This is a genomic window from Enterobacter sp. fkY84-1, assembly GCF_052974705.1.
Map to the genome: position 1 here is coordinate 2,853,380 of NZ_CP169393.1, position 23,450 is coordinate 2,876,829.

A 23,450-nucleotide genomic window follows, 5' to 3' on the forward strand; every position below is an offset into this window, starting at 1 on the left:
TTCTCCCCTCACCTGGCCGTACACAAGACAGACGCAAACGTTTTCGTTTATACTGCCTGCAACTTTTTCAGGGGGATTGTTATGATTCGTTTAGGAACCGCGCTGCGACCTGCGGCGACGCGAGTGATGCTGTTGGGATCGGGCGAGCTGGGAAAAGAGGTCGCCATTGAGTGCCAGCGTTTAGGCGTGGAAGTCATTGCCGTAGACCGCTACGCCGATGCACCCGCCATGCACGTCGCCCATCGTTCTTATGTGATTAACATGCTGGACAGCGATGCCCTTCGTGAGCTGATTTCACGCGAGAAGCCTGATTTCGTTGTACCGGAAATTGAAGCCATCGCCACCGACACGCTGATTGCGCTTGAGCAGGAAGGCCAGCGCGTGGTGCCCTGCGCGAAAGCCGCAAAGCTGACCATGAACCGCGAAGGCATTCGTCGTCTGGCGGCAGAAGAGCTGGGATTGCCCACGTCGAGCTATCGTTTTGCTGGCGATAAAGCCGCATTCCTGCAGGCCGTTGAGGAGATTGGGTACCCGTGCATCGTTAAGCCGGTGATGAGCTCCTCCGGTAAAGGACAGAGCTTTATCCGCGACAGCAGCACGCTGGACATGGCGTGGGAGTACGCCCAACAGGGTGGCCGCGCCGGTGCCGGTCGCGTGATCGTTGAAGGGGTGGTGAAGTTTGATTTCGAGATCACCCTGCTGACCGTCAGCGCCGTCGACGGCGTCCATTTCTGCGACCCGATTGGCCACCGCCAGGAAGATGGCGATTACCGCGAATCCTGGCAGCCGCAGCAGATGAGCGCCCTGGCGCTGGAGCGTGCGCAGGCGATCGCCCGTAAAACCGTCCTGGCGCTGGGCGGCTATGGCCTGTTTGGCGTGGAGCTGTTTGTGTGCGGCGATGAGGTGATCTTCAGCGAAGTCTCCCCTCGCCCGCATGACACCGGCATGGTCACGCTGATTTCGCAGGATCTCTCCGAGTTCGCCCTGCACGTGCGCGCCTTCCTCGGCCTGCCCGTCGGCGGTATCCGTCAGTACGGCCCGGCCGCCTCGGCGGTGATCCTGCCGCAGCTAACCAGCCAGAACGTTACGTTTGATAACGTCGACGCGGCGGTGGGTGCCGGGTTGCAGGTCCGTTTGTTCGGCAAGCCGGAGATCGACGGAACCCGTCGTCTTGGCGTGGCGTTAGCCACAGGAGATAACGTTGATGACGCCGTGGCGAGAGCGAAAGCGGCCGCAGCAAGCGTTAAGGTAACGGGATAAAAAAACGGGCCGAAAGGCCCGTTTTTCATGCGGCGAATGACTTACTGCTTCGCGCCTTCTACCGCTTCGCGAGCCAGTTTGGTGATGCGATCCCAGTCGCCCGCTTCCAGGGCATCCGCCGGAACCAGCCATGAGCCACCGATGCACAGCACGCTTTTCAGCGCCAGGTAGTCACGGTAGTTGGCTGGAGAGATACCGCCCGTCGGGCAGAAGCGTACCTGAGAGAATGGACCGGCAATCGCCTGCAGCGCTTTGGTGCCGCCGTTCGCTTCCGCCGGGAAGAATTTAAACTCTTTCAGACCGTAGTCCATGCCCAGCATCAGTTCAGAGACGGTGCTGATGCCCGGGATCAGCGGAATAGTCCCTTCGGTCGCGGCTTTCAGCAGCGACTCGGTCAGGCCCGGGCTGATGGCAAACTGTGCGCCCGCTTCGGTCACTTCAGCCAGCTGTTTTGCGTTCGTTACGGTACCCGCACCGATAATGGCGTCCGGCACTTCTTTGGCAATCGCGCGAATGGCATCCATCGCGCAGGCGGTACGCAGGGTCACTTCCAGAACGCGAACGCCGCCCGCAACCAGCGCTTTCGCCATCGGTACAGCGTGCTCCAGCTTGTTTACCACGATAACCGGCACGACAGGGCCAGTGGTCAGGATTGCTTCTGCACTTGTTTTCCAGTTTTTCATCAGAGTCTTCTCTCGCCAGATCGTTAAAATCAAGTCGTCTTAAAACGTAATACAGGTTGCGCCCTGCTCAGCACCGGAGAGGTTCTCACGCAGTGCGCCAAACATTTCGCGTCCTGTTCCCACGCGCGACGCGCTCAGGTCAGGAATATGGGGCTGACGTGCCGCCAGCTCGGCGTCATCCACCAGCAGGGTTAACTCGCCTGTCTGACCGTTAACGCGGATCATGTCACCGTCACGCACTTTCGCCAGCAGGCCGCCGTCGTACGCTTCTGGCGTCACGTGGATAGCTGATGGCACTTTACCTGAGGCGCCAGAGAGGCGTCCATCGGTCACCAGTGCAATTTTGAAACGGCGGTCCAATAATACACCAAGTGGTGGCATAAGTTTATGTAATTCTGGCATCCCGTTGGCTTTAGGCCCCTGATGACGCACCACTACCACGCAGTCTTTGTCGAGCAGACCGGCGTCAAAGGCAGGTAATACGTCGTGCTGGCTTTCAAATACCACCGCTGGCGCTTCGATAATCTGGTTCTCTTCCGGTACGGCAGAGGTCTTCATTACCGCGCGACCGAGGTTACCGCTCAGCACCTTTGTGCCACCGTGAGGAGAGAACGGTTTGTCGATGGTGGCGATAACCTGCGCATCAAGAGATGCGGTCGCCCCTTCGCGCCAGTCCAGCTCGCCGTTGTTCAGCCATGGCTCCTGGGTGTAGCGCTGCAGGCCAAAGCCCGCTACGGTGTTAACATCTTCATGCAGCAGACCGCCCTTCAGCAGCTCGCGCATGAGCAGCGGTACGCCGCCTGCGGCCTGGAAGTGGTTGATGTCCGCCGGACCGTTTGGATACAGGCGCGCCATCAACGGCACCACGGAAGAGATCTCGGAGAAGTCATCCCAGTTAATCAGAATGCCCGCCGCACGCGCCATGGCCACCAGGTGCATGGTGTGGTTGGTCGAACCGCCGGTGGCCAGCAGCGCGACAATCCCGTTGACGATAACTTTTTCGTCGACCATTTTGCCCATCGGCATCCATTCGTTGCCGTTTCCGGTCAGACGCGTGACCTGACGGGCCGCGGCCTCGGTCAGCGCCTTGCGCAGCGGTGCGTCCGGCTGGATAAACGACGAGCCCGGAAGCTGCATCCCCATAAACTCCACCACCATCTGGTTCGTGTTCGCGGTACCGTAGAACGTACAGGTGCCCGGCGCGTGGTAGGATGCAGCTTCCGCTTCCAGCAGCGCCTGACGATCTGCTTTTCCTTCCGCGTACAGCTGGCGAATGCGCACTTTTTCTTTGTTCGGCAGGCCGCTTGCCATTGGGCCCGACGGCACGAAGATCGCAGGCAGATGACCAAACGACAGCGCGGCCATCACCAGGCCCGGAACAATCTTGTCGCACACGCCGAGATAGAGCGCGCCATCAAACATGTTGTGTGACAGGCCCACCGCCGCGGACATGGCAATGACTTCACGGCTCAGCAGGGAGAGTTCCATACCGTCCTGACCCTGCGTCACGCCGTCGCACATGGCGGGTACCCCACCCGCCACCTGGCCGACCGCATTCACGCTGTGCAGCGCTTTACGGATGATATCCGGGTAAACCTCATAGGGCTGGTGCGCGGAGAGCATATCGTTATAGGCGGTAATGATGGCGATATTGTTACGCAACATGCTTTTCAGCGACGCTTTATCGTCAGGCTGGCAGGCGGCGAAGCCGTGCGCCAGGTTACCGCAGGCCAGCTGGGAACGGTGAACGGTGTTGCTCTTCGCCTGTTCAATCCGGGCGAGGTAGGCCGAACGGGTCTCTTTCGAGCGCTCAATAATGCGCTGTGTTACGCGTAACAATGTCGGATTCATAAAAGCTCCTCTCATTTATCTGTCCGGGCTCGGGAGTTTACAAAGTCGCTGGCAGTTGTTAACAACGCTGAAACGCTTGCTGTCCGGAGCTCAGGGGCAAAATCACTTCCGGCAGTGTAATAAAAAAAGCTCCGCGGGTGAATCCACGCGGAGCTTAAAAGTTGAAAATTGTGCCACGAGCTGTGTTAGATCATGTTACCGGTAAAATAACACTTTCGGGCTAGCGGATTATCTTACTCAAACTCGTTCCAGGAGCGGCCATCACGGGTGATCATTGCCACCGACGCGACAGGTCCCCATGTGCCCGCCTGATACGGTTTTGGCGCATCCTGATCGGCAGCCCAGGCTTCGGTGATGGAGTCGACCCATTTCCACGCCTCTTCCACCTCATCGCGACGCACGAACAGCGCCTGGATACCGCGCATGGTTTCCAGCAGCAGACGCTCGTAAGCATCGGCCAGGTGCGTCTGGTTGAAGGTTTCGGAGTAGCTCAGATCCAGCTTGGTGGTCTGCAGGTTGTGTTTATGATCCAGGCCCGGCACTTTGTTCAGGATCTGGATATCCACGCCCTCGTCCGGCTGCAGACGAATGGTCAGCTTGTTCTGCGGCAGCTCCTGCCAGGACTCTTTGAACAGGTTCAGTTCCGGGTTCTTAAAGTAGACAACCACTTCGGAACATTTCGCAGGCAGACGCTTACCGGTGCGCAGGTAGAACGGAACCCCCGCCCAGCGCCAGTCGTCGATGTCCACGCGGATGGCCACGAACGTCTCGGTGTTGCTGGATTTGTTCGCGCCCTCTTCTTCCAGGTAGCCAGGCACCTTTTTGCCTTGCGCAAACCCGGCGGTGTACTGGCCGCGAACGGTTTTCTCGCGCACGTTGGAGCGGTCGATGCGGCGCAGCGACTTCAGCACTTTCACTTTGGCGTCACGGATGCTGTCCGCCGTCAGGTCAGACGGTGGAGACATGGCAATCATGCACAGAATCTGCAGCAGGTGGTTCTGGATCATGTCGCGCATCTGACCGGCCTGGTCAAAGTAACCCCAGCGACCTTCAATCCCCACCTCTTCCGCCACGGTGATTTCCACGTGGTCGATAGTGCGGTTGTCCCAGTTATTTACAAACAGGGAGTTAGCAAAACGCAGCGCCAGCAGGTTCAGCACCGTCTCTTTACCGAGATAATGGTCGATACGGTAGACCTGGCACTCTTCAAAGAACTCGCCTACCTGGTCGTTGATTTCACGCGAGGTTGCCAGGGACGTACCCAACGGCTTCTCCATCACGACGCGCGCCGGTTTGGCGTTCAGTTTGGCTTCGCCCAGGCCTTTGCAGATGGCGCCGAAGGTGCTTGGCGGCATGGCGAAATAGTTAATGGTGACACGGTTTTTCTGATCCAGCATCGCACCCAAGCGAGCGAATGCGCTGACGTCATTCACGTCAAGGTTGCAGAAATCGAGACGACCGCTCAGGGTATCCCACAAACTTTCATCAATTTTTTCCTTCATGAAAGTTTCGAGCGCCTCGCGGACGACTTTGGTATAAGCGTCCTTGTCCCAGTCGGCGCGCCCAACACCCAGGATACGCGTATCCGGATGAATTTGGCCCGCTTTCTCCAGTTGATACAGGGAAGGCAGCAATTTTCGGCGTGCAAGATCGCCTTTCGCGCCGAAAATGACCAGGTCACATGCCTGGGCTGTTTGCGTTACCGCCATGTCATTCTCCTCAGTTGGATCACCTGGTACTTCTGCCAGGTATCGTTGTAATTTTATTACAATGCACTGTACTGCTTTTACGTCATTCCCGAAACCATTAGCGCTTATCGTCGCGTGCGATACCGCGATTTTTCACCCATCGGATGATTTCGACGGCTTAATGACGCAACAACCGTCGTTTCTTTGCGCAACAGGGTCATAGCAAAACCCGACATCGATCAAGTAATGAAAAAAAACAACAACATTATCTCGTCGATTGTTACCCTTAATGGAAGCCACAGGGGTAATATCGGCTAAATCGAATCACGATTTCATCAATTAATGAAATCGTTTACACCCATGAGCGTCCTGTTAACATGAACATGCTGGAAAAAATCCAGTTTCAACTGGAACACCTTAGCAAATCCGAGCGAAAAGTGGCCGAGGTCATTCTCGCCTCTCCCGCTCAGGCGATTCATTCAAGCATCGCCGCTCTGGCACAGGAAGCGGGTGTTAGCGAACCCACGGTCAATCGCTTCTGCCGCAGCCTGGAAACGCGCGGCTTTCCTGATTTTAAACTGCATCTGGCACAAAGTCTGGCTAACGGCACCCCTTATGTTAATCGTAATGTGGATGAAGACGACAGCGTTGATGCCTATACCGCGAAAATTTTTGAGTCGGCCATGGCTTCGCTTGACCACGTCCGTCAGTCTCTGGACATGAGTTCCGTGAATCGCGCAGTGGATTTACTCACCCAGGCCAAGCGAATTGCCTTCTTTGGGCTCGGGTCGTCGGCGGCCGTCGCGCATGACGCCATGAACAAATTTTTCCGCTTTAACGTCCCGGTGATTTATTCCGATGACATTGTCCTGCAACGCATGAGCTGTATGAATTGCAGTGAAGATGACGTCGTGGTACTGATTTCGCATACTGGCCGCACTAAGAGTCAGGTAGAACTGGCGCAGCTGGCCCGTGAAAACGATGCCATGGTGATTGCGCTGACCACGGCGGGCACACCGCTGGCCCGTGAGGCGACGCTGGCGATCACTCTCGACGTGCCGGAAGACACCGACATTTATATGCCAATGGTCTCCCGACTGGCCCAGCTCACCGTGATTGACGTGCTGGCAACCGGTTTTACCTTACGCCGTGGGGCAAAATTCCGGGATAACTTGAAGCGGGTCAAGGAAGCGCTGAAGGAATCGCGTTTTGATAAAGAATTGCTTATAAAGAGCGATGTTCGATAGTTGATAACGAAGACGTCACGAATAATGACGAAGTAACGATTTACGGCATTCGGTCCCCTCTCCACTGCCTTGCAGCAGATGAAGGCCGATTCAATGTTCACGCAACACCAAAGTTGTTTCAGTCAACGGAGTATTACATGTCCAGAAGGCTTCGCAGAACCAAGATCGTAACCACCTTAGGCCCGGCCACCGATCGCGATAATAATCTCGAGAAAATTATCGCCGCTGGCGCCAACGTGGTGCGTATGAACTTCTCTCACGGTACGCCAGAAGACCATAAATTACGTGCCGATAAAGTGCGTGAAATCGCAGCCAAACTGGGCCGTCACGTTGCGATCCTCGGCGATTTGCAGGGTCCTAAAATCCGTGTTTCGACCTTTAAAGAGGGTAAAGTTTTCCTCAATATCGGCGACAAATTCCTGCTGGATGCCAACCTGGGCAAAGGCGAAGGCGATAAAGAGAAAGTCGGTATCGACTATAAAGGCCTCCCAGCTGACGTCGTACCTGGCGATATCCTGCTGCTTGACGACGGTCGCGTGCAGCTGAAAGTGCTGGAAGTTCAGGGCATGAAAGTGTTCACCGAAGTCACCGTCGGCGGCCCGCTCTCCAACAATAAAGGCATCAACAAGCTGGGCGGCGGCCTCTCTGCGGAAGCGCTTACTGATAAAGATAAAGCGGATATTGTGACTGCTGCGCTGATCGGTGTTGACTACCTGGCCGTCTCCTTCCCGCGCTGCGGCGAAGATCTGAACTATGCGCGTCGTCTGGCGCGTGATGCAGGCTGCGATGCCAAAATCGTCGCCAAAGTTGAGCGTGCGGAAGCCGTTTGCGATCAGGATGCTATGGACGACGTGATCCTTGCCTCTGACGTGGTGATGGTTGCGCGTGGCGACCTGGGTGTGGAAATCGGCGACCCTGAGCTGGTGGGGATTCAGAAAGCCCTGATTCGTCGCGCACGTCAGCTGAACCGCGCGGTGATCACCGCCACTCAGATGATGGAATCGATGATCACCAACCCGATGCCAACCCGTGCAGAAGTGATGGACGTGGCCAACGCCGTGCTGGACGGTACCGATGCGGTAATGCTCTCTGCGGAAACCGCTGCGGGCCAGTATCCGGCAGAAACCGTGGCCGCCATGGCACGTGTTTGCCTGGGTGCTGAAAAGATCCCAAGCATCAACGTCTCTAAACACCGTCTGGACGTGCAGTTCGACAACGTTGAAGAAGCGATTGCGATGTCTGCAATGTATGCGGCAAACCATCTGAAGGGCGTTACCGCGATCATCACTATGACCGAATCTGGCCGCACCGCGCTAATGACCTCTCGTATCAGCTCGGGTCTGCCGATCTTCGCCATGTCCCGTCACGAACGTACGCTGAACCTGACGGCGCTGTACCGCGGCGTGACGCCGGTACACTTCGACAGCACCAATGACGGCGTGGCCGCGGCGCACGATGCCGTAAACCTGCTGCGCGACAAAGGCTATCTGGTCTCTGGTGATATCGTCATTGTGACCCAGGGCGATGTGATGAGCACCATCGGCTCAACCAACACCACACGCGTTATGACCGTCGAGTAATAACGTCTCTGTTAAAAAGCCCTCTCCAGATGGAGAGGGCTTTTTTTATTTCGTTGGATAAAGCTCTTTGCGTTTATACGGCTCTTTTTCACCCGGCTTACGCGTTTTAAGCAGCTTCAGGATCCACGTGTACTGCTCGGCATGCGGCCCTACCAGGATCTCCACCTCTTCGTTCATCCGACGGGCAATGGTGTGGTCGTCAGCGGTCAGCAGATCGTCCATCGGCGGACGAACCTCAATGCTCAGGCGATGCGTTTTACCGTCATAGACCGGGAACAGCGGGATCACGCGGGCACGACACACTTTCATCAGGCGGCCAATCGCAGGCAGCGTCGCTTTATAGGTTGCAAAGAAATCGACAAACTCGCTGTGCTCGGGGCCGTGGTCCTGATCCGGCAGATAGTAGCCCCAGTACCCCTGGCGTACCGACTGAATGAACGGCTTAATGCCATCGTTGCGCGCATGCAGGCGTCCGCCAAAACGACGACGCACCGTATTCCAGACAAAGTCGAAGATTTTATTGCCCTGGTTATGGAACATTGCCGCCATCTTCTGGCCCTGAGAGGCCATCAGCATCGCCGGAATATCAACGCCCCAGCCGTGTGGGACAAGGAAAATGACTTTCTCGTCATTGCGGCGCATCTCCTCAATGATATCCAGCCCTTTCCAGTCTACGCGATCGACAATTTTCTCCGGCCCTTTCAGCGCCAGCTCCGCCATCATCGCCATGGCCTGCGGTGCGGTGGTATACATCTCATCAATGATTGCCTCGCGCTCGGCGTCGCTCTTTTCAGGAAAACAGTAATAGAGATTGATCTGCGCGCGACGGCGGGCACTCTTGCCTAAGCGCCCGGCAAGACGGCCAATTTTACCCAGGACAGGATCGCGGACGGAAGCCGGCAGCAACGCTATCCCCGCAAAGGCGTAAACACCGAGCCAGGCGCCCCAGTTGCGCGGATGGCGGAAGGATTTTTCAAACTCAGGAATGTATTCAATATTGTTTTTTTGGGTTTCCATGCTGGATCCAGGGTCTGATGACGCAAAATTAATTCAGATAGTGTAGCGAGGCAGTCGTCCGCGCACAAAAGAAAAAGCCGGCGTCAGGGTGCGCCGGCTTTTTTAACGAAAACAGAGGGCTTAGTCTAAGCTCAGCTGCGGCAACACCTCTTTCACCTGCGCCAGGTAATCCGTACGATCTTTACCCGTCAGGCCTTCGGTGCGCGGCAGTTTCGCCGTCAGCGGGTTCACGGCTTGCTGGTTGATCCACACTTCGTAGTGCAGGTGCGGGCCGGTAGAGCGACCGGTATTACCGGAGATCGCAATACGGTCACCACGCTTCACCTTCTGTCCTGGTTTAACCAGCAGCTTACGCAGGTGCATATAGCGGGTCGTATACGTGCGACCATGACGTACCGCAACATAATATCCGGCTGCGCCGCTACGTTTGGCCACCACCACTTCGCCATCCCCAACCGCGAGTACCGGTGTGCCCTGCGGCATAGCAAAGTCAACGCCACGGTGCGGTGCGACGCGTCCGGTGACCGGGTTCAGACGACGCGGGTTAAAGTTGGAGGAGACGCGGAACTGTTTCGCCGTCGGGAAGCGCAGGAAGCCCTTTGCAAGGCCCGTACCGGTGCGGTCGTAGAACTTGCCGTCTTCGGCACGGATCGCGTAGTAATCTTTGCCTTCGGAGCGCAGACGCACGCCCAGCAACTGGCTTTGCTCGCGCTTGCCGTCCAGCATTTCGCGGGACATCAGGACGGAAAACTCATCGCCTTTTTTCAGCTTGCGGAAATCCATCTGCCACTGCATGGCTTTGATCACCGAACTGATTTCAGCGCTGGTCAACCCTGCGTCGCGCGCGCTGGAGACAAAGCTTGCGCCCACGGTGCCTTTGAGAACGCTGTTGACCCAGTCGCCCTTCTGCATTTCGCTGGTCATTTTGAAACCGGTTGCCGTGCGATCGTAGGTGCGGGTTTCACGGCGGGACATTTCCCAGGTCAGACGCTGGAGATCGCCATCGGCCGTTAACGTCCAGGAGAGCTGTTGCCCAATTTTCAGGTTGCGAAGATCTTTATCTGCCGCCGCCAGCTGGCTGATATTGCCCATGTCGATGCCGTACTGGTTCAGCACGCTGCTCAGCGTGTCACCGGTAGAAACTACATATTCGTGGATACCCGCTTCATTCTCGGTTTTATCGTCCAGTTCATCCTGTGGAATGGCTTCATCTTCCTGAGCCGACTGGTCGATAGGCTCACTGGCTTCAGGCAGCAAAGAGCGGATTTCGCTCTTTTCTAGCTCGATGGTTTTGATGATAGGGGCAGAACTCGGGTGGTAAACATAGGGCCGCCAGACGGCGACCGCTAAGGTGAGTACTGTAAGCGACCCCAGCATGACGCGGTGGGGTCGAGGCAGATTGTTAAATGCCAGGGCGACAGAGCGGGCTATCTGTTGCACGTATTCACTTCCTCGTTAATCTCCTTTCAGGCAGCTCGCATACTGGTTCGCCAGTTGGCTGAGGAACTGCGAATAGCTCGCTTTGCTCAACTGGATATTCGTTCCTAGCGGGTCAAGGGTCCCCATGCGCACGGATGTCCCCCTGGCCACGGCTTCTACGACCGCTGGCCTGAACTGTGGCTCAGCAAAAACGCATGTCGCTTTTTGCTCAACCAGCTGTGTTCTGATTTCATGTAAACGCTGCGCACCAGGTTGAATTTCAGGGTTGACGGTAAAGTGCCCCAGCGGGGTCAAACCGTAGTGTTTTTCGTAATAGCCGTAGGCGTCATGAAAAACGAAATACCCTTTTCCTTTCAACGGTGCGAGCTCATTCCCTACCTGCTTATCGGTTGCGGCTAATTGTGCCTCAAAATCTTTCAGGTTGGCGTCTAGTTTGGCTCGACTTTGCGGCATAAGTTCCACTAATTTGTCATGGATTGCAACCGCTGAAAGCCGCGCTATCTCTGGGGATAACCAAAGATGCATGTTGTACTCGCCGTGATGGTGATCTCCATCACCTTTTTCACCGTCGGCAGCATGATGGTCATGTTCATCGCCGTCGTCATCCGTGCCTTTCATGAGTAACGGTTTCACGCCTGGGAGGGCGGCAATCGCGACCTGTTTTTCGCCCGCCACCTGTTTTGCTGACTTCTGCATAAACGCTTCCATTTCCGGACCAATCCAGACAACTAAGTCCGCGTTTTGTAAGCGTTTTACGTCTGAAGGGCGCAGGGAGTAGTCATGCTCGGATGCACCATCCGGGAGCAGAACCTGAGTTTCTGTTACCCCGTCAGCAATGGCTGACGCGATAAACCCGAGTGGTTTAAGCGAAGCGACAACCGCAGCGTTAACATCTTGTGCGGTTGTGCCCCAAAGGGCAGCGGATAATGCTGCGAAAAGAAGCGTATTTTTATGTAACATAATGCGACTAATCATCGTAGTGAATGCGTGGAATGTGATATTATAACATTCGTTGACTTCTTCAAGCTTAAAATGACATGACGACATTGGTTTCTCTTGAAAATATTTCGGTCTCATTTGGCCAGCGCCGCGTCCTCTCTGACGTGTCGCTCGATCTGAAGCCCGGCAAAATTCTGACGCTGCTCGGCCCCAATGGCGCAGGCAAATCCACCCTGGTTCGCGTGGTGCTGGGTCTGGTCGCACCCGATGAAGGCGTGATCAAGCGTGAGGAAAAATTGCGTATCGGCTATGTGCCGCAAAAACTGCACCTTGACGCCACGCTGCCGCTGACGGTGAGCCGTTTCCTGCGCCTGCGTCCCGGCACGCGTAAAGCCGATATTCTCCCGGCGCTGAAGCGCGTGCAGGCAGGCCATCTTGTCGATGCGCCGCTGCAAAAACTGTCCGGCGGTGAAACGCAGCGCGTATTACTTGCCCGTGCGTTGCTCAGCAGCCCGCAGCTGCTGGTGCTGGATGAGCCGACGCAGGGGGTCGACGTCAACGGCCAGGTCGCGCTGTACGATCTTATTGACCAGCTGCGTCAGGAACTGAACTGCGCGGTACTGATGGTATCCCACGACCTGCATCTGGTGATGGCAAAAACTGATGAAGTGCTGTGTCTCAACCACCATATCTGCTGCTCCGGCACGCCAGAAGTGGTCTCCATGCACCCGGAATTTATCTCCATGTTCGGCCCTCGCGGCGCTGAACAGCTCGGCATCTATCGCCATCATCATAATCACCGCCATGATTTGCAGGGACGAATCGTTCTGCGTCGGGGAAATGGACACTCATGATTGAACTGTTACTGCCCGGCTGGCTGGCCGGGATTATGCTTGCCTGCGCCGCGGGCCCGCTCGGCTCGTTTGTGGTGTGGCGCAGAATGTCTTACTTCGGCGATACCCTGGCGCACGCGTCCCTGCTGGGCGTGGCTTTTGGCCTGCTGCTGAACGTCAACCCGTTCTACGCGGTGATTGTGGTCACGCTGCTGCTGGCGGCCGGTCTGGTCTGGCTGGAAAAACGCCCTCACCTCGCCATTGATACGCTGCTTGGCATCATGGCGCACAGCGCCCTGTCGCTGGGTCTGGTGGTGGTCAGCCTGATGTCCAATATCCGCGTGGATCTGATGGCCTACCTGTTCGGTGACCTGCTGGCCGTCACGCCTGACGATCTCATCGCTATCGCCATTGGCGTTGTGGTGGTGCTCGGCATTCTGCTCTGGCAGTGGCGTAACCTGCTGGCGATGACCGTCAGCCCCGATCTGGCGTTCGTCGATGGCGTGAAGCTACAGCGCGTTAAGCTGCTGCTGATGCTGGTAACGGCGTTAACCATTGGCGTGGCTATGAAGTTTGTCGGCGCGCTGATTATTACGTCGCTGCTGATCATCCCTGCGGCTACGGCGCGTCGTTTTGCCCGTACGCCGGAGCAGATGGCCGGTGTCGCCGTGATTATCGGGATGATTGCGGTAACGGGTGGGCTAACCTTCTCGGCGTTCTATGACACGCCTGCGGGGCCGTCCGTGGTGCTGACTGCGGCGATGCTGTTTATCTTCAGTATGATGAAGAAGACCGCGCAGTAGCGGGTATGTCCCCGGTGGCGCTTCGCTTACCGGGGCTATAAATTATCGCTGCTTACGGCATTGCCGGTGGCGTAATGCCGAAATGATTCCACGCCCGCACCGTGGCCATACGCCCACGCGGGGTACGCTGCAGGAAGCCCTGCTGGATCAGATACGGTTCAAGCACGTCCTCAATGGTTTCACGCTCTTCCCCGATTGCCGCCGCCAGGTTATCAAGCCCGACCGGGCCACCAAAGAACTTGTCCAGCACCGCCAGCAGCAGCTTGCGGTCCATGTAGTCAAAACCTTCGGCATCGACGTTCAGCATATCCAGCGCCTGCGCGGCGATCTCAGCGGAGATCGAACCGTTGTGCTTCACCTCAGCAAAGTCACGCACGCGGCGCAGCAGGCGGTTGGCGATACGCGGCGTACCGCGGGAACGCTTCGCCACTTCAAACGCCCCCTCTTCGCTCATCTCCAGCCCCATATAGCGGGCGCTGCGGCCAACGATGTGCTGGAGGTCGGCCACCTGGTAAAACTCCAGACGCTGCACGATACCGAAGCGGTCGCGCAGTGGAGAGGTCAACGACCCGGCTCGCGTCGTTGCGCCAATCAGGGTAAACGGCGGCAGATCGATTTTGATGGAGCGCGCAGCCGGACCTTCACCGATCATGATATCCAGCTGATAATCTTCCATCGCCGGATAGAGCACCTCTTCCACCACCGGTGACAGGCGGTGGATCTCATCGATAAACAGCACGTCATGCGGTTCGAGGTTGGTCAGCATGGCCGCCAAATCGCCCGCCTTCTCCAGCACCGGGCCTGAGGTGGTGCGCAGGTTAACGCCCATTTCATTAGCGACGATATTCGCCAGCGTGGTTTTGCCTAAACCCGGCGGGCCAAAAATCAGCAGGTGATCGAGCGCATCGCCGCGCAGCTTTGCCGCCTGGATAAAAATCTCCATCTGGGAACGAACCTGCGGCTGGCCAATGTACTCATCAAGCAGTTTTGGGCGAATCGCGCGATCCACCACATCCTCTGCCTGAACAGTGCCTGCCGAAACCAGGCGGTCTGCTTCAATCATCCTTTACCTCACAATGCAGCGCGCAGCGCTTCACGAATCAGGGTTTCACTGCTGGCGTCCGGTTTGGCAATTTTACTTACCATGCGGCTGGCCTCCTGAGGTTTATAGCCCAGTGCCACCAGCGCGGCAACCGCTTCCTGCTCCGCGTCATCATCCGCTGCAGGCGCACCTGGCGAGGTCAGTACCAGATCGGCCGCCGGCGTGAAGAGATCGCCATGCAGGCCTTTGAAGCGGTCTTTCATCTCGACAATCAGGCGCTCTGCCGTTTTCTTACCGATGCCAGGAAGCTTAATCAGAGCCGCAGGATCTTCACGCTCAACGGCATTCACAAACTGTGGTGCTGACATGCCGGATAAGATCGCCAGCGCCAGCTTTGGCCCGACGCCGTTGGTTTTAATCAGCTCGCGGAACAGGGTGCGTTCCTGTTTGTTGTTGAAGCCGTACAGCAGCTGAGCATCTTCACGCACCACAAACTGGGTAAAGACAATCGCCTCTTTGCCCGCGTCCGGCAGCTCGTAGAAGCAGGTCATCGGCATATGGACTTCATAGCCCACGCCACCCACTTCCAGCAGCACTAACGGGGGTTGTTTTTCAATGATGATGCCTCTGAGTCTGCCTATCACGTGACGCTCCTGCGTTCTGGAAGAAATTAACTGCCGACATAATAAAAAAAGGCTGGATAAACATCCAGCCTGATTTGTCATTATCGTAACCTGCCTCGCGCCAGATTGAGCCGCGACTCGCTCATTTGCATCGCGTTCTGGCTGACGTGACAGTGGGTAATCGCAATCGCCAGCGCATCCGCGGCGTCAGCCTGCGGGTTTGCAGGGAGCTTCAGCAGGGTACGCACCATGTGCTGCACCTGACTTTTCTCCGCGCTACCGATGCCCACCACCGTCTGCTTGACCTGACGTGCCGCGTATTCAAATACCGGCAAATCCTGGTTTACCGCAGCCACGATGGCCACTCCGCGCGCCTGACCGAGCTTTAGCGCCGAATCGGCGTTTTTCGCCATAAAGACCTGCTCGATGGCGAAATAGTCCGGCTGAAACTGGGTGATAATCTCCGACACGCCCGCATAAATGAGCTTCAGGCGCGAAGGCAGATCGTCCACTTTGGTGCGAATGCAGCCGCTGCCCAGGTAGGTTAACTGGCGTCCCACCTGGCGGATAACGCCATACCCGGTGACGCGTGAGCCTGGGTCAATCCCGAGAATAATCGACATCACGCGTCTCCTGTAACGGATCTACACGCTCTCATTAGAGAGTCGCTGCAACCTCATCAGAGATTTCACCGTTGTGGTACACTTCCTGAACGTCGTCGCAGTCTTCGAGCATGTCGATCAGACGCAGCAGTTTTGGTGCAGTTTCCGCATCCATGTCCGCTTTGGTGGACGGGATCATGGAGACTTCAGCGTTGTCCGCTTTCAGGCCAGCCGCTTCCAGCGCATCGCGCACGGCACCCATCTCTTCCCACGCGGTGTAAACGTCGATAGCACCGTCGTCAAAGGTCACCACGTCTTCCGCACCGGCTTCCAGCGCCGCTTCCATGATCGCATCTTCGTCGCCTTTCTCGAAAGAGATGACGCCTTTTTTGCTGAACAGGTACGCAACGGAACCGTCAGTGCCCAGGTTGCCACCGGTTTTGGTGAACGCGTGGCGCACTTCCGCAACGGTACGGTTACGGTTGTCGGACAGGCACTCAACCATTACCGCCGTACCGCCAGGACCGTAACCTTCATAGATGATGGTTTCCATGTTCGCGTCTTCATCGCCACCCACGCCACGTGCGATAGCACGGTTCAGGGTGTCACGCGTCATGTTGTTGGACAGCGCTTTATCCACCGCCGCGCGCAGACGCGGGTTAGACGCCGGGTCGCCGCCACCCAGACGCGCTGCCGTCACCAGCTCGCGAATGATTTTGGTAAAGATCTTACCGCGCTTGGCATCCTGTGCCGCTTTGCGGTGTTTGGTGTTGGCCCACTTACTATGACCTGCCATAAAAAGTTCTCCAAAAATCGCGCCTTTTCAGGCTGCGTTAATTACAAATTCTTCAATCGCCTGCCGGTTGCTCCACGACTTGGTCAGTGCGGCGGCATCCGCCGCATTCACCCAGCGGTAGGTCAGGTGTTCGGTAAACACGATCTCCCGTTCATGGGGGAGCGCGAGACAGAACCAGGACTCCGTATTGCGCTCGGTACCCGGCGCGTAGCGATGACGTAAATGGCTAAAAATTTCAAACTCCACCGTGCGCTGACAGTCCTTCAGGGTCAGTTGCTCGCGGGCAACGTCAATGGCGACCTCTTCCTTTACTTCACGCGCGGCGGCCTGCGGCGCGGTTTCCCCCTCTTCCAGACTGCCGGTAACCGACTGCCAGAATTCAGGGTCATCGCGCCGCTGCAACATCAGCACCCGCTTCGTGTCTTCTGCATAAATGACCACCAGGACCGAAACGGGGAGCTTATATGTCATATCAGTTTTTCTCTTCCTTCTTCACCACCTCAATGCCCAGCTCAGCCAGTGCGGCCGGGTTGGCAAAGCTTGGCGCTTCGGTCATCAGACACGCGGCGGCAGTGGTTTTCGGGAAGGCGATCACATCACGGATGTTATCGGTGCCGGTCAGCAGCATGGTCAGACGGTCAAGACCGAAAGCCAGACCCGCGTGCGGAGGCGTACCGTATTTCAGCGCGTCCAGCAGGAAGCCGAATTTCTCACGCTGCTCCTGCTCGTTGATGCCCAGGATGCCGAACACGGTCTGCTGCATTTCACCGCTGTGAATACGCACGGAACCGCCGCCCACTTCGTAGCCGTTAATGACCATATCGTAGGCGTTGGCGACCGCCTCTTCCGGTGCCGCTTTCAGCTCTGCCGCCGTCATCTCTTTAGGCGAAGTGAACGGGTGGTGCATCGCGGTCAGGCCGCCCTCACCGTCGTCTTCAAACATTGGGAAGTCGATAACCCACAGCGGCGCCCATTTGCTCTCGTCGGTCAGGTTCAGGTCTTTGCCGAGCTTCAGACGCAGCGCGCCCATCGCATCCGCAACGACTTTCTTGTTGTCTGCACCGAAGAAGATCATGTCGCCGTCCTGCGCGCCGGTGCGCTCCAGGATCGCTTCCACGATGTCTGCGTTCAGGAATTTCGCGACCGGGCTGGTGATACCTTCCAGACCTTTCGCACGCTCGGTCACTTTAATATAGGCCAGACCTTTCGCGCCGTAGATCTTGATGAAGTTACCGTAGTCGTCGATCTGCTTACGGCTCAGAGCCGCGCCGCCCGGTACACGCAGCGCTGCTACGCGGCCTTTGGCGTCGTTAGCCGGGCCCGCGAATACCGCGAACTCCACGTTTTTAACCAGATCAGCTACGTCTACCAGCTCCATTGGGTTACGCAGGTCTGGTTTGTCAGAGCCATAGCGACGCTCGGCTTCCGCGAAGGTCATGATTGGGAAATCGCCCAGTTCAACGCCTTTCACGTCATTCCACAGGCTACGCACCAGAGCTTCCATCACTTCACGCACCTGCTCGGCGGTCATGAAGGAGGTTTCCACATCGATCTGGGTAAATTCAGGCTGGCGGTCAGCACGCAGGTCTTCGTCGCGGAAGCATTTCACGATCTGATAGTAGCGATCGAATCCGGACATCATCAGCAGCTGTTTGAACAGCTGTGGAGACTGCGGCAGCGCGTAGAACTTGCCTTTATGAACGCGGGATGGCACCAGGTAATCGCGCGCGCCTTCCGGCGTTGCTTTGGTCAGCATCGGGGTTTCGATATCCAGGAAACCATGGTCATCCATAAAGCGACGCACCAGGCTGGTGATTTTCGCGCGGGTTTTCAGGCGCTGAGCCATTTCCGGGCGACGCAGGTCCAGGTAGCGGTATTTCAGACGCGCTTCTTCGGTGTTGACGTGGTTGGAGTCCAGCGGCAGCGCTTCAGCACGGTTGATGATCGTCAGATCGGACGCCAGCACTTCAATGGCACCCGTCGCCATGTCGGCGTTAACGTTTTTCTCGTCACGCGCACGTACGGTGCCGGTGACCTGAATGCAGAACTCATTACGCAGCTCAGAGGCCAGCTTCAACGCATCTGCGCGATCCGGATCGAAGAACACCTGAACGATACCTTCGCGGTCGCGCATATCGATGAAGATAAGGCTACCAAGATCACGACGACGATTGACCCAACCACACAGGGTGACCTGCTGTCCGACGTGGGACTGACGCAGCTGCCCGCAATATTCTGTACGCATGAGATATCCCTTAATTAGCCGCAGGCTAAATGTCGCCTGGTATGCAGGCTACTATGTCGCAGCTTTCTGTATGTCACAACTGGATGAAAAAAGGCGGCTATTATACTGGAAATTCCGCCGGACGATAAGAGCGAACCACGGCCAGGCGGTCGTTTGCTGCACTCTTATTGCGCATTCTCACAAAAATTAACAAAATTATGCGACCAATAACAGGCCATCACGTCGTATGGTGTCTGGAAGTGATTAATTTAACGGGAGTAACGATGTTAACCCTTGATGCCAGAAAAACCGCGCTTGTAGTCATTGATTTACAGGAAGGCATTTTGCCCTTCGCCGGTGGCCCGCATACCGCGGACGATGTGGTCAGCCGCGCCGCCCGCCTGGCGGAAAAATGCCGCGCCAGCGGTGCCCCGGTTGTCATGGTGCGCGTCGGCTGGTCTGCGGATTACGCCGAAGCGTTAAAACAGCCCGTTGATGCGCAGGCACCCGCGCGAGCCCTGCCGGAAAACTGGTGGACGTACCCGGTCTCGCTTGGCAAACGCGACAGCGACATCGAAGTCACCAAACGCCAGTGGGGTGCCTTCTACGGCACCGATCTTGAGCTGCAGCTCCGCCGTCGCGGCATTGACACCATTATCCTGTGCGGTATTTCCACCAACATCGGCGTGGAGTCGACTGCCCGCAACGCGTGGGAGCTCGGTTTTAATCTGGTGATCGCCGAAGATGCCTGCAGCGCGGCCTCCGCGGAACAGCACCAGGGCAGCATGACCCACATCTTCCCGCGCATCGGCCGCGTGCGCAGCACGGATGAGATTGTCAGCGCGCTATGATGTATGTCGGTTTACCCCAGTGGTCGCACCCAAAATGGGTGCGCCTTGGCATCACCAGCCTTGAAGAGTATGCCCGACACTTCAACTGCGTCGAGGGTAACACTACCCTCTATGCGCTCCCGAAAGCCGAGATTGTTGCGCGCTGGCGGGAACAAACGACCGACGACTTCCGCTTCTGCTTCAAGTTTCCGGCGACCATTTCTCACCAGGCCGCGCTGCGAAACTGCGGTGAGTTGACCGACGAATTCTTTGCCCGGATGGCGCCTCTGGCAAACCGCATTGGCCAGTACTGGCTGCAGCTTCCGGCCGTCTTTGGCCCGCGCGACCTGTCCGCACTGTGGACGTTTCTGGACGCCCTGCCCCGGGAGTTTACCTACGGCGTGGAAGTTCGACACCAGGACTTCTTTGCGAAGGGCGAAGCAGAAAAAGCGCTCAACCGCGGCCTTCTCGAGCGCTCCGTTAACCGGGTGATCCTCGATAGCCGTCCGGTGCACAGCGCGATACCGCACAGTGAGGCCATCATTGAGGCGCAGCGTAAAAAGCCAAAAGTGCCCGTTCATGCCGTGGTGACCGCGCAGAATCCCATGGTCAGGTTTATCGGCAGCGATAACATGCCGCAAAACCAGGCGCTGTTCGCCGTCTGGCTGGAAAAACTGGCCTCGTGGGAACACACCACCACGCCGTATCTCTTTTTGCACACGCCGGATATTGCCCAGGCCCCCGAACTGGTCGATGCTCTGTGGCAGGCCTTGCAGACTGCGGTGCCGTCCGTGGGCAGCCCCCCTTCCATCCCACAACAATCTTCTCTTTTCTGATATCACCCCCTATCATAGTGAAGTGCCATCTGCCAAAAACAGGGAGTTTGTATGGTCAGCGCGCTGTATGCGGTTTTAGGTGCATTACTGCTGATTAAATTTTCATTTGATGTTGTGCGCCTCAGAACGCTCTACCGCGTCTCCTACGGTGACGGAGGATTTTCCGAGCTGCAAAGCGCAATCCGCATTCACGGCAATGCGGTCGAATACATCCCCGCGGCCTTAATCCTGCTGCTGTTTATGGAGATGAATGGCGCAGAAACCTGGATGGTGCACATCTGTGGCCTGCTGCTTATCGCTGGCCGCCTGATGCACTATTACGGTTTTCACCACCGCTTAATCCGCTGGCGTCGTTCCGGCATGAGTGCGACCTGGTGTTCACTTTGGCTGATGGTGCTGGCTAACCTGTGGTATATGCCGTGGGAGTTGGTTTTCTCCCTCCATTAGCGCACAATACGCCACTTTATTTTTCCCGGATTTTTACGTTATGTCAGATCGCGACACGCTTTTTTCCGCGCCTATCGCCAGCCTGGGCGACTGGACCTTCGATGAACGGGTAGCCGAAGTCTTCCCGGATATGATCCAGCGCTCTGTTCCCGGTTATTCCAATATTATCTCTATGATCGGCATGCTGGCTGAGCGCTTCGTTCAACCCAGCACGCAGGTCTATGACCTGGGCTGCTCGCTCGGCGCGGCAACGCTGTCGGTTCGTCGTAACGTTCACCACGAAGGCTGCCGAATCATAGCCGTCGATAACTCCCCGGCGATGGTTGAACGCTGCCGTCGTCATATTGACGCCTACAAAGCCCCTGTGCCAGTGGACGTGGTGGAAGGCGATATCCGCGAGATTGAGATCACTAACGCGTCCATGGTCGTGCTGAATTTCACGCTGCAGTTCCTGGTGCCGGAAGACCGCCAGTTGCTGCTGGACAAAATTTATCAGGGGCTGAATCCTGGCGGCGCGCTGGTGCTCTCAGAGAAATTCAGTTTTGAAGATGCCGAGGTTGGCGAGCTGCTGTTCAATATGCATCACGATTTCAAGCGTGCGAACGGCTACAGCGAGCTGGAGATCAGCCAGAAGCGCAGCATGCTCGAAAACGTGATGCTGACGGACTCCGTAGAAACCCACAAGGCGCGCCTGCGTCAGGCCGGATTTGAGCATAGCGAACTGTGGTTCCAGTGCTTCAACTTTGGTTCGCTGGTGGCGCTGAAAGCGGGGAAACCGGCATGATCGAGTTCAGTAACTTCTATCAGCTGATTGCCAAAAATCAGCTCTCACACTGGCTTGAGACGCTACCTGCGCAGATTGCCGCCTGGCAGCGCGATCAGCAGCACGGCCTGTTAAAGCAGTGGGCGAATGCGGTGGAGTTTCTGCCCGAGCTGACCCCGCATCGTCTGGATCTCCTGCACAGCGTCACCGCAGAGAGTGAAGAACCGCTTCCGCCAGGGCAGATAAACCGCATCGAAACGCTGATGCGCAACCTGATGCCGTGGCGCAAAGGGCCGTTCTCGCTGTACGGCGTGAACATCAATACCGAATGGCGCTCAGACTGGAAATGGGATCGCGTTCTGCCCCACCTTTCCGACCTGACCGGGCGCACCATTCTGGACGTGGGCTGCGGCAGCGGTTACCACATGTGGCGCATGATTGGCGCGGGTGCGCATCTGGCGGTGGGTATTGACCCGATGCAGCTGTTCCTGTGCCAGTTTGAAGCGGTACGTAAGCTGTTGGGTAACGACCAGCGCGCCCACCTGCTGCCGCTGGGTATTGAGCAACTGCCCGCTCTGAAAGCGTTTGATACCGTGTTCTCCATGGGCGTGCTGTACCACCGTCGTTCCCCGCTGGAGCACCTGTGGCAACTGAAAGATCAGCTGGTCAGCGGCGGCGAGCTGGTGCTGGAAACGCTGGTCATCGAAGGGGATGAACATGCCGTTCTGGTGCCGGGCGATCGCTACGCGCAGATGCGCAACGTTTACTTCATCCCTTCCGCGCTGGCGCTGAAGAACTGGCTGGAGAAATGCGGGTTTGTGGACGTGCGGATTGCCGATGTCAGCGTGACCTCAATCGAAGAGCAGCGCCGCACCGACTGGATGATCACCGAATCCCTGGAGCAGTTCCTCGACCCAACCGATCACAGCAAAACCATCGAAGGCTATCCGGCCCCGATGCGAGCGGTGTTGATTGCGACGAAGCCGTAGCCTGTTAGCCGGGTGGCGGCTGCACCTTACCCGGCCTACTCCCGATTTCCCAGGTCCGGTAAGCGAAGCGCTACCGGGCGCAGGAGAAAAAAAGGCCCCTGTGTAATTTGCAGGGGCCTGGTACAAGCAAGCATCATATTGGGCGACATGATGCGCGGTAAAAATCGGTACGTTGCTACACGTGATGGCGCTCAATCAGCGACTTCATTTCCGCAACCGACTCTCCCTCGACGCCGTAGCGTGAATACTCATCCGCTTCAGCATCCGTCGACATTGACAATCCTGTATTGCGATAACGCATGGGTGACGGCATCCATTTGCCTGCCGAGCTGTGCAGCTCTTCTACCCCGGCGTTTAAAAACCGTTCCAGATTGCTGGCACGGACTCCCGCACCCGCCATTATTATTGGAACACCGGAATGTGCTTTTAGTTCCGTAATTAATTGCAGTCCTTTTTCAGCGGACGGCTGTTGACCCGATGTCAGAATGCGCGCCACGCCAAGTTCTCCAAGCGTTTCAAAGGCCTGAAGCGGATCTTTACACATATCAAATGCGCGATGAAAAGTGACGGCGAGCCCCTGCGCGGCGCCCATGACCTGACGCATGCGCGGGAGGTCGATATTGCCGTCTTCATCCAGCAGGCCGGTGACCAGCCCGGGGAACCCCAGGTCGCGCACGAGGGCGATATCATCAAGCATGGCACCGAACTCGCCCGCCGTGTAACAAAAATCACCGCCGCGCGGGCGAATAATCGGGTGAACGGGAATCGTGACGGCCTGACGGGCAGCCTTCAGCACGCCGTAAGAAGGCGTCAGCCCGCCCTCTTTGGGTGCCGCACACAGTTCAATGCGGTCAGCTCCGTAATTTTGCGCGGTGACGGCACACTCCACGCTGTAACAGCAAATCTCCAGCAGCGCCATGTAATCCTCCTTAAATTCCACCAAACGCACCATCATGA

General features: G+C 57.0%; 23 protein-coding genes. 10 read left to right on the forward strand and 13 right to left on the reverse strand.

Annotation, left to right across the window (positions count from 1 at the left end; translation table 11 throughout):
* The first annotated feature begins 81 nt into the window (after positions 1-81).
* Positions 82-1,260 carry a formate-dependent phosphoribosylglycinamide formyltransferase gene (gene purT / locus ACEPLT_RS13705; protein WP_447088269.1) on the forward strand — a complete coding sequence of 393 codons (1,179 nt, stop codon included), beginning with the start codon at positions 82-84 and terminating at the stop codon, positions 1,258-1,260.
* Between the two features lie 41 nt (positions 1,261-1,301).
* Here purT and kdgA read toward each other — a convergent pair whose 3' ends face one another.
* The 3 genes from kdgA to zwf form a co-directional block, all read right to left on the reverse strand.
* Complete coding sequence (gene kdgA, locus ACEPLT_RS13710) at positions 1,302-1,943, reverse strand: bifunctional 4-hydroxy-2-oxoglutarate aldolase/2-dehydro-3-deoxy-phosphogluconate aldolase (RefSeq protein ID WP_008500459.1); 642 nt, start codon at positions 1,941-1,943, stop codon at positions 1,302-1,304.
* A 39-nt stretch (positions 1,944-1,982) separates the two neighbouring features.
* The gene (gene edd / locus ACEPLT_RS13715) at positions 1,983-3,794 is read right to left on the reverse strand and encodes a phosphogluconate dehydratase (RefSeq protein ID WP_023325516.1); all 1,812 of its coding nucleotides are present in this window, start codon (positions 3,792-3,794) and stop codon (positions 1,983-1,985) included.
* Positions 3,795-4,027: 233 nt separating this feature from the next.
* The gene (gene zwf / locus ACEPLT_RS13720) at positions 4,028-5,503 is read right to left on the reverse strand and encodes a glucose-6-phosphate dehydrogenase (RefSeq protein WP_008500457.1); all 1,476 of its coding nucleotides are present in this window, start codon (positions 5,501-5,503) and stop codon (positions 4,028-4,030) included.
* Between the two features lie 356 nt (positions 5,504-5,859).
* Here zwf and ACEPLT_RS13725 point away from each other — a divergent pair, with 356 nt between their 5' ends.
* Together ACEPLT_RS13725 and pyk are read left to right on the forward strand one after the other, a co-directional pair.
* Positions 5,860-6,729, forward strand: coding sequence for a MurR/RpiR family transcriptional regulator (locus tag ACEPLT_RS13725; RefSeq protein WP_008500456.1), 870 nt, complete (start codon positions 5,860-5,862; stop codon positions 6,727-6,729).
* Between the two features lie 137 nt (positions 6,730-6,866).
* Positions 6,867-8,309: a pyruvate kinase gene (gene pyk / locus ACEPLT_RS13730; protein WP_008500455.1), complete on the forward strand. Its 1,443-nt coding sequence runs from the start codon at positions 6,867-6,869 to the stop codon at positions 8,307-8,309.
* 45 nt (positions 8,310-8,354) lie between these two features.
* Here the strand turns inward: pyk and lpxM are convergent, their stop codons facing one another.
* The 3 genes from lpxM to znuA all read right to left on the reverse strand — a co-directional run bounded on the left by lpxM (position 8,355) and on the right by znuA (position 11,726).
* Positions 8,355-9,326, reverse strand: a complete 972-nt coding sequence (lpxM, locus tag ACEPLT_RS13735; protein ID WP_008500454.1) for a lauroyl-Kdo(2)-lipid IV(A) myristoyltransferase — start codon at positions 9,324-9,326, stop codon at positions 8,355-8,357.
* Positions 9,327-9,446: 120 nt separating this feature from the next.
* Positions 9,447-10,766 carry a murein DD-endopeptidase MepM gene (gene mepM / locus ACEPLT_RS13740; RefSeq protein ID WP_008500453.1) on the reverse strand — a complete coding sequence of 440 codons (1,320 nt, stop codon included), beginning with the start codon at positions 10,764-10,766 and terminating at the stop codon, positions 9,447-9,449.
* A gap of 15 nt (positions 10,767-10,781) precedes the next feature.
* On the reverse strand, positions 10,782-11,726 hold the full coding sequence (gene znuA, locus ACEPLT_RS13745) for a zinc ABC transporter substrate-binding protein ZnuA (protein WP_025910050.1): 945 nt from the start codon (positions 11,724-11,726) through the stop codon (positions 10,782-10,784).
* A gap of 77 nt (positions 11,727-11,803) precedes the next feature.
* Here znuA and znuC point away from each other — a divergent pair, with 77 nt between their 5' ends.
* Both znuC and znuB read left to right on the forward strand, forming a co-directional pair.
* Positions 11,804-12,559: a zinc ABC transporter ATP-binding protein ZnuC gene (gene znuC, locus ACEPLT_RS13750; RefSeq protein WP_008500451.1), complete on the forward strand. Its 756-nt coding sequence runs from the start codon at positions 11,804-11,806 to the stop codon at positions 12,557-12,559.
* A complete protein-coding gene (gene znuB, locus ACEPLT_RS13755; protein WP_047747381.1) occupies positions 12,556-13,341 on the forward strand; it encodes a zinc ABC transporter permease subunit ZnuB in 786 nt (261 codons plus the stop codon). The genes znuC and znuB overlap by 4 nt, the downstream gene beginning before the upstream one ends.
* A 52-nt stretch (positions 13,342-13,393) precedes the next feature.
* On the opposite strand, the gene ruvB is transcribed toward znuB, so the two are convergent.
* The 6 genes from ruvB to aspS form a co-directional block, all read right to left on the reverse strand.
* Positions 13,394-14,404: a Holliday junction branch migration DNA helicase RuvB gene (gene ruvB / locus ACEPLT_RS13760; RefSeq protein WP_008500449.1), complete on the reverse strand. Its 1,011-nt coding sequence runs from the start codon at positions 14,402-14,404 to the stop codon at positions 13,394-13,396.
* Positions 14,405-14,412: 8 nt separating this feature from the next.
* On the reverse strand, positions 14,413-15,027 hold the full coding sequence (gene ruvA, locus ACEPLT_RS13765; protein ID WP_008500448.1) for a Holliday junction branch migration protein RuvA: 615 nt from the start codon (positions 15,025-15,027) through the stop codon (positions 14,413-14,415).
* Positions 15,028-15,107: 80 nt separating this feature from the next.
* Positions 15,108-15,629 (reverse strand): crossover junction endodeoxyribonuclease RuvC, encoded by a 522-nt coding sequence (gene ruvC, locus ACEPLT_RS13770; RefSeq protein WP_003859749.1) that lies wholly within the window; start codon positions 15,627-15,629, stop codon positions 15,108-15,110.
* Positions 15,630-15,663: 34 nt separating this feature from the next.
* The gene (locus ACEPLT_RS13775) at positions 15,664-16,404 is read right to left on the reverse strand and encodes a YebC/PmpR family DNA-binding transcriptional regulator (RefSeq protein ID WP_008500447.1); all 741 of its coding nucleotides are present in this window, start codon (positions 16,402-16,404) and stop codon (positions 15,664-15,666) included.
* 27 nt (positions 16,405-16,431) lie between these two features.
* Positions 16,432-16,875: a dihydroneopterin triphosphate diphosphatase gene (gene nudB / locus ACEPLT_RS13780; RefSeq protein WP_008500446.1), complete on the reverse strand. Its 444-nt coding sequence runs from the start codon at positions 16,873-16,875 to the stop codon at positions 16,432-16,434.
* 1 nt (position 16,876) lies between these two features.
* A complete protein-coding gene (gene aspS / locus ACEPLT_RS13785) occupies positions 16,877-18,649 on the reverse strand; it encodes an aspartate--tRNA ligase (RefSeq protein ID WP_032675040.1) in 1,773 nt (590 codons plus the stop codon).
* A gap of 263 nt (positions 18,650-18,912) precedes the next feature.
* On the opposite strand from aspS, the gene ACEPLT_RS13790 reads away from it, so the two are divergent.
* The 5 genes from ACEPLT_RS13790 to cmoB are packed head-to-tail and all read left to right on the forward strand — an operon-like array spanning position 18,913 to position 22,493.
* Entirely contained in the window at positions 18,913-19,479 is a 567-nt protein-coding gene (locus ACEPLT_RS13790) for a hydrolase (protein WP_045908206.1), read from the forward strand.
* The gene (locus ACEPLT_RS13795) at positions 19,476-20,294 is read left to right on the forward strand and encodes a DUF72 domain-containing protein (protein ID WP_248213920.1); all 819 of its coding nucleotides are present in this window, start codon (positions 19,476-19,478) and stop codon (positions 20,292-20,294) included. The genes ACEPLT_RS13790 and ACEPLT_RS13795 overlap by 4 nt, the downstream gene beginning before the upstream one ends.
* A gap of 51 nt (positions 20,295-20,345) precedes the next feature.
* Positions 20,346-20,741 (forward strand): MAPEG family protein, encoded by a 396-nt coding sequence (locus ACEPLT_RS13800; protein WP_232928658.1) that lies wholly within the window; start codon positions 20,346-20,348, stop codon positions 20,739-20,741.
* A gap of 40 nt (positions 20,742-20,781) precedes the next feature.
* Positions 20,782-21,525, forward strand: coding sequence for a carboxy-S-adenosyl-L-methionine synthase CmoA (cmoA, locus tag ACEPLT_RS13805; RefSeq protein ID WP_232928660.1), 744 nt, complete (start codon positions 20,782-20,784; stop codon positions 21,523-21,525).
* A complete protein-coding gene (gene cmoB, locus ACEPLT_RS13810) occupies positions 21,522-22,493 on the forward strand; it encodes a tRNA 5-methoxyuridine(34)/uridine 5-oxyacetic acid(34) synthase CmoB (protein ID WP_045908203.1) in 972 nt (323 codons plus the stop codon). The genes cmoA and cmoB overlap by 4 nt, the downstream gene beginning before the upstream one ends.
* Before the next feature lie 175 nt (positions 22,494-22,668).
* Here the strand turns inward: cmoB and cutC are convergent, their stop codons facing one another.
* Positions 22,669-23,412, reverse strand: coding sequence for a copper homeostasis protein CutC (gene cutC, locus ACEPLT_RS13815; protein WP_032676030.1), 744 nt, complete (start codon positions 23,410-23,412; stop codon positions 22,669-22,671).
* Positions 23,413-23,450: the final 38 nt, after the last annotated feature.

Excerpts from the sequence above, each read along its gene's own strand:
- purT (WP_447088269.1), top strand. The coding sequence starts at position 82 with ATGATTCGTTTAGGAACCGCGCTGCGACCTGCGGCGACGCGAGTGATG.
- kdgA (WP_008500459.1), bottom strand. The coding sequence starts at position 1,943 with ATGAAAAACTGGAAAACAAGTGCAGAAGCAATCCTGACCACTGGCCCT.
- edd (WP_023325516.1), bottom strand. The coding sequence starts at position 3,794 with ATGAATCCGACATTGTTACGCGTAACACAGCGCATTATTGAGCGCTCG.
- zwf (WP_008500457.1), bottom strand. The coding sequence starts at position 5,503 with ATGGCGGTAACGCAAACAGCCCAGGCATGTGACCTGGTCATTTTCGGC.
- ACEPLT_RS13725 (WP_008500456.1), top strand. The coding sequence starts at position 5,860 with ATGAACATGCTGGAAAAAATCCAGTTTCAACTGGAACACCTTAGCAAA.
- pyk (WP_008500455.1), top strand. The coding sequence starts at position 6,867 with ATGTCCAGAAGGCTTCGCAGAACCAAGATCGTAACCACCTTAGGCCCG.
- lpxM (WP_008500454.1), bottom strand. The coding sequence starts at position 9,326 with ATGGAAACCCAAAAAAACAATATTGAATACATTCCTGAGTTTGAAAAA.
- znuA (WP_025910050.1), bottom strand. The coding sequence starts at position 11,726 with ATGTTACATAAAAATACGCTTCTTTTCGCAGCATTATCCGCTGCCCTT.
- znuC (WP_008500451.1), top strand. The coding sequence starts at position 11,804 with ATGACGACATTGGTTTCTCTTGAAAATATTTCGGTCTCATTTGGCCAG.
- znuB (WP_047747381.1), top strand. The coding sequence starts at position 12,556 with ATGATTGAACTGTTACTGCCCGGCTGGCTGGCCGGGATTATGCTTGCC.
- ruvB (WP_008500449.1), bottom strand. The coding sequence starts at position 14,404 with ATGATTGAAGCAGACCGCCTGGTTTCGGCAGGCACTGTTCAGGCAGAG.
- ruvC (WP_003859749.1), bottom strand. The coding sequence starts at position 15,629 with ATGTCGATTATTCTCGGGATTGACCCAGGCTCACGCGTCACCGGGTAT.
- ACEPLT_RS13775 (WP_008500447.1), bottom strand. The coding sequence starts at position 16,404 with ATGGCAGGTCATAGTAAGTGGGCCAACACCAAACACCGCAAAGCGGCA.
- nudB (WP_008500446.1), bottom strand. The coding sequence starts at position 16,875 with ATGACATATAAGCTCCCCGTTTCGGTCCTGGTGGTCATTTATGCAGAA.
- aspS (WP_032675040.1), bottom strand. The coding sequence starts at position 18,649 with ATGCGTACAGAATATTGCGGGCAGCTGCGTCAGTCCCACGTCGGACAG.
- ACEPLT_RS13790 (WP_045908206.1), top strand. The coding sequence starts at position 18,913 with ATGTTAACCCTTGATGCCAGAAAAACCGCGCTTGTAGTCATTGATTTA.
- ACEPLT_RS13795 (WP_248213920.1), top strand. The coding sequence starts at position 19,476 with ATGATGTATGTCGGTTTACCCCAGTGGTCGCACCCAAAATGGGTGCGC.
- ACEPLT_RS13800 (WP_232928658.1), top strand. The coding sequence starts at position 20,346 with ATGGTCAGCGCGCTGTATGCGGTTTTAGGTGCATTACTGCTGATTAAA.
- cmoA (WP_232928660.1), top strand. The coding sequence starts at position 20,782 with ATGTCAGATCGCGACACGCTTTTTTCCGCGCCTATCGCCAGCCTGGGC.
- cmoB (WP_045908203.1), top strand. The coding sequence starts at position 21,522 with ATGATCGAGTTCAGTAACTTCTATCAGCTGATTGCCAAAAATCAGCTC.
- cutC (WP_032676030.1), bottom strand. The coding sequence starts at position 23,412 with ATGGCGCTGCTGGAGATTTGCTGTTACAGCGTGGAGTGTGCCGTCACC.